This window comes from Frisingicoccus sp. (assembly GCF_048388605.1).
Classification (GTDB): domain Bacteria; phylum Bacillota; class Clostridia; order Lachnospirales; family Lachnospiraceae; genus Frisingicoccus.
The window spans coordinates 18,442-30,506 of record NZ_DBGCTU010000028.1 but is presented as its reverse complement, the minus strand read 5'-3'; the positions used below and the strand labels follow the sequence as shown (position 1 = coordinate 30,506).

Genomic DNA, 12,065 nt, shown 5'->3' with positions numbered 1-12,065 from the left:
AGATGAGTGAGATTATGGTTGTATATTGGAGCGGTACAGGAAATACGGAAGCAATGGCGGGATTTGTCGGCCAGGGAATTAAGGAGGGCGGAAAGGAAGCAAAGGTCGTATCCGTCAGCGAGGTTGCGCCGGATGATTTAAAGGATTGCCCGGTATTTGCCCTGGGCTGCCCGTCTATGGGCGCGGAACAGCTTGAGGAAACGGAGATGGAACCTTTTGTTGAAGCGGTCAAAGCCTTTGCCGACGGGAAGACCATTGGCTTATTTGGGTCTTACGGCTGGGGAGACGGCGAGTGGATGCGTACCTGGGCAGCAGATATGGAAAGCGCCGGAGCACGTGTGTTTGGCGGAGAGGAAGCCATTTGTCAGGAGGCTCCGGATGAAAGCGCCCAGGAAGCATGCATTGAATTGGGAAAAGATTTAGCGAAAGCGTAAGGCAGGTGTTTGAAAAGTGAGTATCGTAATTGTAGGCGGGCATGACCGGATGGTTAGCCAGTATAAAAAGATTTGCAAAAATTATAATCATAAGGTGAAAGTGTTCACCCATATGTCCGCGGACTTAAATAAGCAAATGGGGAGACCGGATATGTTCATTTTGTTTACAAATACGGTCTCGCACAAAATGGTGCGCTGCGCTGTGGATGAGGCAAAACGCAGCAATGCTCAGGTCATTCGATGTCATACGAGCAGCAGCGCGGCATTGACGGATATACTTGAAAATGTCAGATAAGAGAAAAAGGGCCGCTCCGAGAAGAGCGGCTTTCTTATTCCTTCTGTTTTTGCGTATTATTTTTTCCCATGGCAACATGCGTTTTGATAGCCTGAAAACTTTCCGGACTGATGACATGTTCGATGCGGCAGGCATCCTGAACGGCAATTTCGCTGTCCACACCAAGATATTCCAGCCAGCTCGATAATAAAGTGTGACGTTCATAAATCGTTTCGGCAATCTGGAGTCCTTTTTCGGTTAAAGAAATGTGACCATGTTCACTCACGGTGACATATCCATTCTCGCGGAGGTTTTTCATAGCCACGCTGACGCTCGGCTTCGAGAAGCCGAGTTCGGTTGCAATATCGATCGAGCGGACCTGCGGTTGGCGCTGACTTAAAATGAGAATAGTTTCCAGATAATTTTCGGCAGATTCTTGTATTTTCACGAGTAACTCCCCCTGTCCAAAAATATTATTTTTATTATAACACATGAAAGGTGAAAAACAAAGTAAAAACATTTTGGGAAAAAATTCTCAAAAAAGTCTTGACAATGAGGTTAGACGGTGCTAATCTAAGAATAAGGTTAGAATTTCCTAACTCAGAAAGAAAGGGAGAGATGATGATGCCTTTAACAATGGCGAAAGCCGGAGAAAAGAATACAATAGTAAAGATTGGCGGAAAAGAGGAAGTACGTCGTTTTCTGGAAAGTCTTGGATTTGTTGCCGGGTCCATTGTTTCAGTAGTTTCTGAGATGAATGGAAATGTTATTGTCAACGTGAAGGGTTCACGAGTGGCGATCAGCAGGGAAATGGCCAATAAAATCATGATTTAGGCAGGAGGAAGAGAGGATGCAGACATTAAAGGATGTAAAATGCGGTCAGAGTGTGTCCGTAGTGAAGCTCCACGGCGAAGGTGCGGTAAAGCGCCGGATTATGGACATGGGTATTACGAAAGGCACGGAAGTCTATATTCGCAAAGTTGCACCTCTGGGAGATCCAGTGGAAGTGACTGTCAGAGGATATGAACTGTCTTTGAGAAAGGCAGATGCACAGATGATAGAAGTACAGTAATGTACTTTTTTTAACGACCATAGGTTAGAAATGACTAATCATAGGGGAAAAAGGAGGATGTTATTAAATGTCGATTAAGATCGCACTTGCGGGTAATCCAAATAGCGGTAAGACCACTTTGTTTAACGGATTGACCGGTTCCAATCAGTTTGTCGGAAACTGGCCGGGTGTTACTGTAGAGAAAAAAGAAGGGAAACTCAAAGGGCATAAAGATGTTGTTATTATGGACCTTCCGGGTATTTATTCCTTATCGCCATACACGCTGGAAGAGGTGGTTGCGAGAAATTATCTGATCACAGAGCGGCCGGACGTCATTTTGAATATTGTAGACGGCACAAATCTTGAGAGAAATCTTTATCTGTCCACACAGCTCATGGAGCTCGGGATTCCGGTGGTTATGGCTGTCAACATGATGGATATTGTTGAGAAAAACGGGGATCACATCGATGTGAAGCAGCTGAGTAAAGATTTAGGCTGCGAAATCGTTGAGATTTCTGCTTTGAAGGGCACGGGAATTATGAAGGCGGCGGAGAAAGCCGTCAGTGTTGCATCGAGAAATACATCCGCGCCTGTACATAAATTTGCGCCGGAGATTGAAAATGTTCTGGAAGATATTGAGAATATGCTGGATGCTTCAATTCCGGAAGAACAGAAACGATTCTATGCCATCAAATTGTTCGAGCGGGATGACAAAATAGCTCAGACAATGAAGACGGTGCCGGACGTTGAAGAAATCATTAAAAAAGCCGAGGATGCTCAGGATGATGATTCTGAAAGTATTATCACCAATGAACGTTACGGATATATCACTTCTGTGATCGGAAAGAGTTATAAAAGGGCCGGCAAAGGGCAGCTCTCCACATCGGATAAGATTGACCGTATTGTAACCAACCGTATTCTGGCCCTGCCGATTTTTGCGGTGGTTATGTTTATTGTATATTATGTTTCTGTAACAACGGTAGGAACGATAGTAACGGACTGGACAAATGATGTGCTGTTTGGGGAAATCATTCCTCCGGCCATTGAAAATGTGCTGGTAAGTATTAACTGTGCCGGATGGCTTCAGAGCCTTATCCTTGACGGTATTGTTGCCGGTGTGGGCGCGGTGCTTGGCTTTGTTCCGCAGATGCTTGTATTGTTTATTTTCCTTGCATTTCTGGAAGCCTGCGGTTATATGGCGCGTGTGGCGTTCATTATGGACCGTATTTTCCGTAAATTTGGTTTATCCGGAAAGTCGTTTATTCCGATGCTGATCGGAAGCGGCTGCGGCGTACCCGGGGTTATGGCATCCCGTACGATTGAAAATGATAGAGACCGTAAAATGACGATCATGACGACTACCTTTGTTCCTTGCGGTGCGAAGCTGCCGATCATCGCTTTGATTGCCGGAGCATTTTTTAACGGCTCTGCATGGGTTGCAACCAGCGCTTATTTTGTGGGTGTGGCGGCAATCATCTGTTCCGGTATTATTTTAAAGAAAACAAAAATGTTTGCCGGAGAACCGGCCCCGTTTGTTATGGAACTTCCGGCTTATCATATGCCGACGGTACTCAATGTTCTTCGGAGCATGTGGGAGCGCGGATGGTCCTTTATCAAAAAAGCCGGTACAGTGATTCTTTTATCAACCATTGTTCTTTGGTTCTTAATGAACTTCGGATGGGTGGACGGCGCCTTTGGCATGCTTGAAGCAGAACAGCTTGACAGCAGTATTCTGGCTTCTCTCGGAAGTGTTATTGCTCCGCTCTTTGCTCCGCTTGGCTGGGGCGACTGGAAGATGGCTGTTGCGGCAGTTACAGGTCTTATCGCCAAAGAAAATGTTGTCGGCACATTCGGTATTCTCTTCGGATTTGCCGAGGTTGCGGAAGACGGCGCTGAGATCTGGGGCGAACTTGCCGGAAGTATGACGGCTGCAGCCGCTTATTCCTTCCTTGTATTCAACCTTCTCTGCGCACCTTGTTTTGCTGCGATCGGCGCGATCAAGAGAGAGATGAACAGTGCAAAATGGACCTGGTTTGCGATTGGTTATCAGACAATTTTAGCTTATGTTGTTTCTTTATGTGTTTATCAGATTGGCACAGTAGTTACGGGCGGTGCTTTTGGCATCGGTACGATCGTTGCGATACTTCTTGTTATCGGATTTATTTATCTGCTGTTCCGTCCATATAAAGAAAGCACAAAGCTGACAGTTGATGTAAAAAAACCGGTGAAGGCATGATTTGAAAGGAGCGGAGTGCTATGGGAACTGTTTTAGTTGCTGCGATCGTTGCAGCGGTGGCCTGCCTGGCGGCACGAAGCATTTATAAAGATAAGAAAGCCGGCAAAGGCTGTAATGGAAATTGCGGAAATTGCAGAGGCTGCCATTAAAAAGAATATAGACCTAAGCGATTTGGAAGGACAGGGAGATTGAAGCCTATGTGGAGTTCGGAAGATATGATTCAGGAGTTGAAAAATCGCGGGAAACGTATTACCAAACAAAGACGCATTATGATCGAAGTCATAGCAAATAAGAAGGCGGGTGATTTTAAGGAGATTTATTATGAAATTTCCAAGAAAGATGCGACCATTGGCCAGGCTACCGTATACCGTATGTTATTGACTCTGGAAGAAATCGGAGCGATTCAGCGGGTTCAGGGCTATGTGGTCAATGAATCCTATACATTATCGCGCGGAGCCTGACGAAGCGCGCCCATGCGCAGCATATGACATACGGGGTGCCCGAATGGGCATACATTATCGCGCGGAGCTTGACGAAGCGCGCCCATGCGCAGCATCTGACATATGGGATGCCCGAAGGGGTATGAAAAAGTTGCGGTTTAAAAAGTGTTAAGTTGTATTTCCTTATAAAGTAGTGTATCCTTAGAGAGTGTTGGCAATAAAAGTTGTCGGCACTCTCTTTGTGTATTTGATGGGAGGTAGTGAAAGTGCCGGATAAAAAGCAGTTATTAAAAAACGGATGGAATCATTTTCAAACGATCACGGAGCATAAATGCCTTGTTATGAAGGAATGTTTTAAGGTCGGACTCTATAAGCAGGGGCTGCTCCATGATCTGTCCAAATATACTCCGGAGGAGTTTCGAACCGGGGTGTTATATTTTCAGGGGAATCGCAGTCCGAATGCGGCTGAAAAAGAGAAGATGGGTTATTCCGGGGCCTGGCTTCATCATAAGGGACGTAATAAACATCATTATGAATACTGGATTGATCTGCCGGCAGATAAAACTCAGGGGCTTCGCGGCATGAAGATGCCGGTTCAATATGTGGTTGAGATGTTTATGGACAGGGTGGCCGCTTCGAAAATATATGCGAAAAAGGATTATACGGACAGTCATCCGCTGAATTATTATAAAAAAAGTCGGAAATATATGACAATTCATCCGGATTCCAGAAAATTATTGGAGCGCCTTCTGGTGATGCTGAGCCGATATGGCGAGGAACGGACCTTTGCCTATATAAAAAATGTTGTTTTGAGCGGAAAATATAAATATGAATTGAATGAATAAATCTTTTGATTGAAGCCATAATAGCTACTGTAATCTTATTAAGGAGGTCCTATTATGGCAAAGAATTACAATCAGAACAATGAAAGCAACGCGACAACAAAGAATAATGAGCGGAACAATTCCACTCAGAACACATCCAGAAATATGGATAACAACACATCCAGAAACAGTTCCAGAAACGGTGTTTCTCAGAATTCTACTCAGAACACATCTGAGAGGGATGCATCTGAAAGAAACACATCAAAGAATTGTGACAGATAGTCTGCACTGATTCGCTAAAACCGCAGTGGGAAATGGCAGTACCGCTGCGGTTTTTTGTGTCATAGGCAACTTCGTTTTCTATGACACAAGAACGCTCTGCGGGGATGCGGTGCCGGGGAAACCGAGGGCGGTTTCTGCATATATTAATATATGTAGGAACGAGGTGATAGTGTGAGCTTGGATTTTATATCTCAGAAAGAGGTTTTTAATTATATACAGCAGGGCGATGCGGTGGTTATTGATATCCGGGACAGGGAATCATTTCAGAAAGGCCATATTCCGGGAGCTTTTTCCATGCCCTATGATTCCTTTGACGAGAAGGCGCCCATACTCAGAAAGTATGGAACAATTATTTTGTGCTGTGAGCATGGGGCTACCAGTCTTCTTTTGGGCAGAAGACTCAGTGAAAACGGATACCACATTTTGAGTATCGGCGGCGGCATGGAGGCATGGCGGGGCCCTGTTGTTTAAAATAGTATGGAACTGCCATATGCTGGAAATAAAATGTTCTTGCGGCAGCATAAGAAAAAGTATATACTATAAAAGTAATTTAAAAAAGGAGAAAATGTATGCCCCTCTATGAATTTACAGCGCCGTGCCATTTTGGCATGGAAGCGGTTTTAAAACGAGAAATTATAAACTTAGGATATGAAATTATACGGGTAGAAGATGGCCGTGTGTCTTTCCGGGGAGAGGCATCGGCCATTGCCCGGGCGAATGTATTTCTGCGGACGGCGGAACGGCTACTTTTATGTGTGGGACGGTTCAAGGCCTTCAGTTTTGATGAATTATTTGAGCAGACAAAAGCGCTTCCATGGGAAGAATATTTGCCTGCCGACGGAAAATTCTGGGTAAAAAAGGCGTCCACAACAAAGAGTAAACTATTCAGCAGTTCAGATATTCAATCTATTGTAAAAAAGGCGATCGTTGAACGGCTGAAGCAGACATACCGGATAGACTGGTTCAAAGAGGATGGGGCCATATATCCTTTGAGAGTGTTTATTTATAAAGATGAAGTGACGATTGCTCTGGATACTTCCGGGGAATCCTTACATAAACGGGGATATCGGAGGCTGATCAGCAAGGCCCCGGTATCGGAGACGCTGGCGGCGGCCATTCTGCTTTTGTCTCCATGGAATAAAGATCGTATTTTGGTGGACCCATTCTGCGGCAGCGGGACTTTTCCGATTGAAGCCGCCATGATCGGGGCGAATATTGCGCCGGGGATGAACCGGGAGTTTACGGCGGAAGCATGGAAAAATATTCTGCCGATGAAGGCCTGGTATGAAGCGGTGACTGAGGCAAATGATTTGATTCGGGATGATGTGGATATGGATATTCAGGGGTATGATATCGACGGGGATATTATAAAAAATGCCCGTCAGAATGCGGCGGAAGCCGGTGTGGATCATCTCATTCATCTTCAGCAGCGGCCGGTCAGCGCTCTGAGCCATCCGAAAAAATACGGGTTTGTTATTACCAATCCGCCTTATGGCGAGCGCCTTGAGGAAAAAGCGGCACTGCCGGCGCTCTATACGGAGATTGGTGAGGCCTTCCGTCGTTTGGATTCATGGTCCTGCTTTGTGTTGACTTCATATGAACAGGCAGAGAAGTATATCGGAAGGAAAGCGGATAAAAACCGAAAAATTTACAATGGAATGATTAAGACATATTTGTATGAATTTATGGGACCGCGCCCTCCGAAACGAAAAAAACAGGAGGATTAAATTGAAGCATGTAAGACGATATTTTTTGTTACTTGCTATCATCTGTGTGACCGGTGTTGTGATGACACGGCCGCAGGTACGGCATTTGGCCGGTCAGGCGTCAGAGTCGCTGCAGAGCTATTATATAAGCGCCAGAGCGGATGCCGTGAATGAAAAAGGATTTACGCTGTCCTATAATGGGACATTGCTTGATATAGAAAATATGCGGATGTCTTCGGGGATGAATCTACTGATACCTTTATCGGATGCTGTGAGATATTTTGAAACTTCCATTACTGTCGGCGAAAACGGAGGATGTTATGTGCAGGGGCAGTATTTGGAAAATGCGGCATTTATTGACGAACGGATGCCTGAGAAGATTATGATCGATATGACAGCGGCAGCACCGGCGATGGGGCTGGAATACCGGTGGGACGACGGGGCCCGTGCGGCAAGCCTTGAGTTTCCCGGGGACTCGGAGCTGCCGGAATATTTTGATCTGAGAGAAAATCGTGTTTTGAATGGCGTTGAGAATCAGGGGACCTTTGGAACCTGTTGGGCTTTTGCATCTACGGCTGCGCTGGAGACGGTTCTAAGCGGCGATGAAATACTGGATTTTTCCGTGGATCATATGACGATGAACAGCGGATTTAATATCGGGCCGACGGAAGGCGGCGATTATAATATGGCATTGGCCTATCTTGCATCATGGAGAGGACCGGTGTTGGAAGAAAATGATCCCTATGGGGATGGTATGACAGACGCCTCACTTACGGCGGTGAAGCACCTGCAGGAGGCCCGTTTTTTGGATGAAAGAAATCCGGAACAGATAAAGTCGATGATTCTTCGCTATGGCGGTGTGGAGAGCTCTTTATATATGTCCATTGAGAACGCCTGGGACTCATCGGAGGATTATGCGCCGGGAACATCTTCCTATTATTATACCGGTGATGAGAAGCCGAATCATGATGTGGTTATTGTAGGATGGGATGACAATTACAGTCGTGAGAACTTTAGCCATATGCCGGAGAATAACGGCGCTTTTCTGTGCAGGAACAGTTGGGGTGAAGAGTTCGGAGACAAGGGCTATTTTTATGTGTCCTATGAGGACAGTAATCTGGGAAACAACAGTGTGATTTATACCCGGCTGGATGGAGCGGATAATTATGACGGTATCTATCAGTCGGATCTGCTTGGCTGGGTCGGAACTTTGGGATATAAAGAGCCGTCAGCCTGGTTTTCCAATGTTTATACGGCGGGCGCAGATGAAATTTTAAAGGCGGTCAGCTTTTATGCGGTGGATGCGCATACAAGCTGGGAGTTATATGCCGTGCCGGATTATACGGGGATGGAATCATTGACGCAGCCGGTTTATCTGGGCAGCGGTTATTTTGAAAACAGCGGATATTATACGGTGGATATTCCGGAAATGTTTTCTCTGACAGCGGGCAGCCGTTTTGCGGTGATGGTGCATATTACTACGGAAAATAATGAACGGCCGATCGCCATTGAATATCCGGCGTCGGATCTGACGGCCGGGGCCGATCTGAGTGACGGCGAGGGATATATCAGTTATGATGGAAACCAATGGGTATCTGCGGAGACAGAGTACGGATGTAATTTATGTTTGAAGGCCTTTACGGTGAATAAGGAGAATATTTATGAATAAAATTATATTTGCCACATCCAATGCGGGAAAGATGAAAGAAATAAGGGAGATACTGAAGGATTTAGACGTGGAGATCCTGTCGATGAAAGAGGCGGGAATTAATGCGGACATTGTGGAAAATGGGAAAACCTTCGAGGAAAATGCATTGATCAAGGCGCGTGCGATTCGTGATCTGGCAGACTGCATCGTTTTGGCCGATGATTCGGGACTGGAAGTGGATGCTTTAAATAAGGAACCGGGAATTTATTCGGCCAGATATATGGGAGAGGATACGTCCTACGATTTGAAAAACGCCAATATTATTGAACGGCTGTCCGGTTTAACGGGGAGTGAGCGCTCCGCCCGGTTTGTGTGCGTTATTGCGGCGGCTTTCCCGGATGGTACGGAGGAAACCCGGCGGGCGACCATCGAAGGGCAGATTGCCGATGCCCCGGCGGGGGAAAACGGCTTTGGCTATGACCCCATTTTTTATGTGCCGGAATATAAGTGTACGACGGCCCAGTTGGCTGCAGAACAGAAAAATGAGATCAGCCATCGGGGGAAGGCGTTGAGGGCAATGAAAGAGGTTCTTCGGCAGAGGATGATATGATTGTATGAGAGTTTTAATTGTCAGCGATACACATGGTAAAAATGGCAACCTGGAAAAGGTTCTTCGCCTTGTTGCTCCGTTGGATTTAGTGTTCCATCTGGGAGATTTGGAGGGCAGCGAGGGGTATATCGAGAATATTGCGCCCTGTCCGGTACATATGGTGAGTGGAAATAATGATTTTTTCACTTCCGTTCCGGCGGAAAAGATCGTGGTTATCGGGAGGCATAAGATATTTATGTCCCATGGACACCGGTATGGCGTAAGCTTTGACACGGTGCGCATTAAAGAGGTTGCCAGAGAGCATGGCTGTGATGTGGTTTTTTTCGGGCATACCCATCGGCCGGTGATCGATCAGGAGGATGAAGTGATTGCGGTGAATCCGGGAAGCATCTCTTATCCGCGTCAGGAGAACCGTCGGCCTTCCTATGTTTTGATGGATATTGACCGTTATGGAGACCTTCATTTTTCACTATATTTTTTGGAAAAATAGTAGAAAAAGTTGTTGACAATTAATGTTAGATATAATATAATCTATCTTGCGTCACGGGGTAAGGCGTGATGAAACATCGGGGTGTGGCTCAGCTTGGCTAGAGCGCTTGATTTGGGATCAAGAGGTCGCAGGTTCGAATCCTGTCACCCCGATTTTTATTTATGTGCGGGTGTAGTTCAATGGTAGAACACCAGCCTTCCAAGCTGGATACGTGGGTTCGATTCCCATCACCCGCTTTGCGGGATGAAAGTTTCGCATAAAAACACTGTGAGTCTGTAGCTCAGCTGGATAGAGCAACGGCCTTCTAAGCCGTGGGTCGGGGGTTCGAATCCCTTCAGGCTCGCTTATGGTGGGTATAGCGCAGTTGGTTAGCGCGCCAGATTGTGGCTCTGGAGGCCCAGGGTTCGAGTCCCTGTATCCACCCTCTGCCGTGAGGTACATTTTTGATGGGCTATCGCCAAGCGGTAAGGCACAGGACTTTGACTCCTGCATTACGTTGGTTCGAATCCAACTAGCCCAGTTGGAGCAGCCACAGCAGTTGTGCAAAGGGTGTTCATAAAGTGTTCTGACTTGTCAGAATGATGTGGGGTATTAGCTCAGTCGGTAGAGCACTTGACTTTTAATCAAGTTGTCCGGGGTTCGAATCCCCGATGCCTCACTAAGACCTGCATTCGATGATTCGATGATGCAGGTCTTTTTGTTCGATGGGGAATTCATCGGACAAAAGATTATTCGGTATTTTTGCGGATATGGCGGAACTGGCAGACGCGCTAGACTTAGGATCTAGTGGGCAACCGTGCAGGTTCGAACCCTGTTATCCGCACGCTGTGGATAAGCTCCAAACCCTGAAAGGCCAGGGATTGGGGCTTATTTATGTTTTGAAGAGCGAAGATATATATCGAGGATGAATCAAAACAATTTGTGGATAATTGCAGTCATTGGGATTGAATTCTAATTTAAAATATGGTATTTTATATGGTATAGCGTACTTGTATCACGTTGATGTTTTAAAGTAGCCAAGCAGGAAAACAAAAAAGTGATGCTAGAACAGGGCAGGAAAGAGCGAGTGAAAAGCATGAGTCAGGCGGAGACGATATTAGAGATAAAAAATTTGTGCGTAGAATTTAAGACGGTTGAGGGTACCGTGCAGGCGGTCGACCATTTGAGTTATACATTACATAAGGGTGAAAAATTGGGCATTGTGGGAGAGAGCGGAAGCGGAAAAAGTGTTTCTTCTCTCGGTATGATGCAGTTGATTCCAAATCCACCGGGAAAGATCATCGGCGGAGAGATTTTATATAAGGGCCGGGATTTGGTCAAAGCATCAGAGAAAGAGATGCAGAAAATCCGGGGAAATGAGATATCCATGATTTTTCAGGAGCCGATGACTTCGCTGAATCCGATCATCAAATGCGGCAGACAGATTGCGGAATCTTTGCGGCTTCACCGGGGAATGGACAAGAAGGCGGCGATGGCGGAAGCAGTGCGTATGATGCAGGCGGTTGGTATTGCCAATCCGGAGGTCCGCGCCCATGAATATCCTCATCAGATGTCCGGAGGTATGCGCCAACGTGTCATGATTGCTATGGCCTTAGCCTGCCGGCCTCAGATTCTCATTGCGGATGAGCCGACAACCGCCTTGGATGTGACGATTCAGGCCCAGATTCTGGATTTAATCCGGGATTTAAATGAGAGTATGGAGACTTCGGTTATATTTATCACCCATGATCTGGGAGTTGTCAGCGAGTTGTGCGATACAGTGATTGTCATGTATACGGGGCATATTGTGGAGAAAGCGCCGGTTCGGGAATTGTTTGCGGAACCGAAGCACCCGTACACTGTAGGACTTTTGAACGCTATTCCGAAGATTACAAAAGAAAGAAATCCTTTAGAGACAATTGAGGGAATGGTGCCGAATCCGACGGAGAGGATTTCCGGCTGCAGTTTTTCTCCGAGATGTCCGCATGCAACGGAGCACTGCCGGCAGGAAAAACCGCCGATGACCCGGCTGTCCGGGGAACGGGCAGTGCGTTGCTGGTTATATGCGGATGAAAAGAAGGAGGGTTAGCT

Annotated in this window: 16 protein-coding genes and 7 tRNA genes; 22 read left to right on the top strand and 1 reads right to left on the bottom strand. The window is 46.4% G+C overall.

Translation table 11 applies throughout. The annotated features are described in order from the left end of the window. The first annotated feature begins 2 nt into the window (after window positions 1–2). Both ACMN7X_RS06545 and ACMN7X_RS06540 read left to right on the top strand, forming a co-directional pair. Window positions 3–434 carry a flavodoxin gene (locus ACMN7X_RS06545; RefSeq protein ID WP_418746673.1) on the top strand — a complete coding sequence of 144 codons (432 nt, stop codon included), beginning with the start codon at window positions 3–5 and terminating at the stop codon, window positions 432–434. A gap of 16 nt (window positions 435–450) precedes the next feature. Continuing rightward, on the top strand, window positions 451–729 hold the full coding sequence (locus ACMN7X_RS06540; protein WP_418746672.1) for a DUF2325 domain-containing protein: 279 nt from the start codon (window positions 451–453) through the stop codon (window positions 727–729). 34 nt (window positions 730–763) lie between these two features. On the opposite strand, the gene ACMN7X_RS06535 is transcribed toward ACMN7X_RS06540, so the two are convergent. Continuing rightward, entirely contained in the window at window positions 764–1,156 is a 393-nt protein-coding gene (locus ACMN7X_RS06535) for a metal-dependent transcriptional regulator (RefSeq protein ID WP_418746671.1), read from the bottom strand. A 176-nt stretch (window positions 1,157–1,332) separates the two neighbouring features. Here ACMN7X_RS06535 and ACMN7X_RS06530 point away from each other — a divergent pair, with 176 nt between their 5' ends. The 20 genes from ACMN7X_RS06530 (at window position 1,333) to ACMN7X_RS06435 (ending at window position 12,063) form a co-directional block, all read left to right on the top strand. After that, entirely contained in the window at window positions 1,333–1,542 is a 210-nt protein-coding gene (locus ACMN7X_RS06530) for a FeoA family protein (protein ID WP_418746670.1), read from the top strand. 16 nt (window positions 1,543–1,558) lie between these two features. Continuing rightward, complete coding sequence (locus ACMN7X_RS06525) at window positions 1,559–1,780, top strand: FeoA family protein (RefSeq protein ID WP_132092775.1); 222 nt, start codon at window positions 1,559–1,561, stop codon at window positions 1,778–1,780. A gap of 67 nt (window positions 1,781–1,847) precedes the next feature. After that, window positions 1,848–3,995, top strand: coding sequence for a ferrous iron transport protein B (feoB, locus tag ACMN7X_RS06520; RefSeq protein WP_418746669.1), 2,148 nt, complete (start codon window positions 1,848–1,850; stop codon window positions 3,993–3,995). Window positions 3,996–4,015: 20 nt separating this feature from the next. Further along, the gene (locus ACMN7X_RS06515) at window positions 4,016–4,144 is read left to right on the top strand and encodes a FeoB-associated Cys-rich membrane protein (RefSeq protein WP_418746668.1); all 129 of its coding nucleotides are present in this window, start codon (window positions 4,016–4,018) and stop codon (window positions 4,142–4,144) included. 48 nt (window positions 4,145–4,192) lie between these two features. Next, entirely contained in the window at window positions 4,193–4,456 is a 264-nt protein-coding gene (locus tag ACMN7X_RS06510; RefSeq protein ID WP_418746667.1) for a Fur family transcriptional regulator, read from the top strand. Between the two features lie 245 nt (window positions 4,457–4,701). Continuing rightward, on the top strand, window positions 4,702–5,280 hold the full coding sequence (locus ACMN7X_RS06505; protein ID WP_418746666.1) for a DUF5662 family protein: 579 nt from the start codon (window positions 4,702–4,704) through the stop codon (window positions 5,278–5,280). Between the two features lie 54 nt (window positions 5,281–5,334). Beyond that, window positions 5,335–5,541: a hypothetical protein gene (locus tag ACMN7X_RS06500; RefSeq protein WP_418746665.1), complete on the top strand. Its 207-nt coding sequence runs from the start codon at window positions 5,335–5,337 to the stop codon at window positions 5,539–5,541. Window positions 5,542–5,712: 171 nt separating this feature from the next. Continuing rightward, complete coding sequence (locus ACMN7X_RS06495) at window positions 5,713–6,012, top strand: rhodanese-like domain-containing protein (protein ID WP_418746664.1); 300 nt, start codon at window positions 5,713–5,715, stop codon at window positions 6,010–6,012. A gap of 98 nt (window positions 6,013–6,110) precedes the next feature. Then, entirely contained in the window at window positions 6,111–7,268 is a 1,158-nt protein-coding gene (locus ACMN7X_RS06490; RefSeq protein ID WP_418746663.1) for a THUMP domain-containing class I SAM-dependent RNA methyltransferase, read from the top strand. 1 nt (window position 7,269) lies between these two features. Beyond that, a complete protein-coding gene (locus ACMN7X_RS06485; RefSeq protein ID WP_418746662.1) occupies window positions 7,270–8,916 on the top strand; it encodes a lectin like domain-containing protein in 1,647 nt (548 codons plus the stop codon). Next, a complete protein-coding gene (locus ACMN7X_RS06480; RefSeq protein ID WP_418746661.1) occupies window positions 8,909–9,505 on the top strand; it encodes an XTP/dITP diphosphatase in 597 nt (198 codons plus the stop codon). The genes ACMN7X_RS06485 and ACMN7X_RS06480 overlap by 8 nt, the downstream gene beginning before the upstream one ends. A gap of 4 nt (window positions 9,506–9,509) precedes the next feature. After that, window positions 9,510–9,995, top strand: coding sequence for a metallophosphoesterase (locus tag ACMN7X_RS06475; RefSeq protein WP_418746660.1), 486 nt, complete (start codon window positions 9,510–9,512; stop codon window positions 9,993–9,995). 77 nt (window positions 9,996–10,072) lie between these two features. Continuing rightward, window positions 10,073–10,147 (top strand) — tRNA-Pro (locus tag ACMN7X_RS06470). Window positions 10,148–10,160: 13 nt separating this feature from the next. Further along, window positions 10,161–10,231, top strand: a tRNA-Gly gene (locus tag ACMN7X_RS06465). A 33-nt stretch (window positions 10,232–10,264) separates the two neighbouring features. Then, window positions 10,265–10,338, top strand: a tRNA-Arg gene (locus tag ACMN7X_RS06460). A 6-nt stretch (window positions 10,339–10,344) separates the two neighbouring features. Beyond that, window positions 10,345–10,418, top strand: a tRNA-His gene (locus tag ACMN7X_RS06455). Window positions 10,419–10,442: 24 nt separating this feature from the next. Continuing rightward, a tRNA-Gln gene (locus ACMN7X_RS06450) sits at window positions 10,443–10,515 on the top strand. A gap of 65 nt (window positions 10,516–10,580) precedes the next feature. Continuing rightward, window positions 10,581–10,653: transfer RNA gene (locus tag ACMN7X_RS06445), tRNA-Lys, on the top strand. Between the two features lie 85 nt (window positions 10,654–10,738). Next, window positions 10,739–10,818, top strand: a tRNA-Leu gene (locus ACMN7X_RS06440). A gap of 252 nt (window positions 10,819–11,070) precedes the next feature. Continuing rightward, window positions 11,071–12,063, top strand: coding sequence for an ABC transporter ATP-binding protein (locus ACMN7X_RS06435; RefSeq protein WP_418746692.1), 993 nt, complete (start codon window positions 11,071–11,073; stop codon window positions 12,061–12,063). Window positions 12,064–12,065 lie beyond the last annotated feature (2 nt).